Consider the following 538-nt stretch of genomic DNA (forward strand, 5'->3'; position numbering starts at 1 on the left):
ATAACAGGACGCCACTCAAGCTCATTGCGATTAAGCTTGGTGTTATCCATCGACTAATTTTGGTTCGCATCATTCACCCTCCGGTTTTGCTCTTGGGTCAACTTTTCACGAACGCGCTTCGTTCTAGCTTGCCCTTCATACGTATCCATCCAACTGAGCTTTGGACGGTATTGCTCAATATCGATGTCAAACTCATAGGTGCGAGTTTGGCGCTGCTCATCTCCAGATGGTCCAGAGACCAAGGAATAACCGGTCACAAAGACATGGCCGGTTTCATACTCATACTCCACTTGTCTGGGTTGGAATTTGAGCGTGACCCGGTCTTCGCGGATTTGTCTTGCCTGAATCTCCAGTGCATCGACCACTTGCTGGTACACCGCTGGAGAAAGCAGCGGCTCGATAGCAACCCGGATAAAGGACACATTACCCGGCGTCACGTTGCCCATAAGCTCAGCCAGGTAGAGCCCCCAGGACTCCAGGTAAGGTTGAGTGGCTTGGTTTCGTGACACTTCAGCCGTTTCAGACAAGGTTGGTGGTT

General features: G+C 50.9%; 1 protein-coding gene. It reads right to left on the minus strand.

Annotated elements, in window-relative coordinates; all coding sequences use genetic code 11:
- Nucleotides 1-53 precede the first annotated feature (53 nt).
- A partial coding sequence (locus tag R8N49_RS29905) for a TraE/TraK family type IV conjugative transfer system protein (protein WP_276416082.1) occupies nucleotides 54-538 on the minus strand: 485 nt, incomplete at its 5' end.

This window comes from Vibrio sp. 1978, from assembly GCF_033344345.1.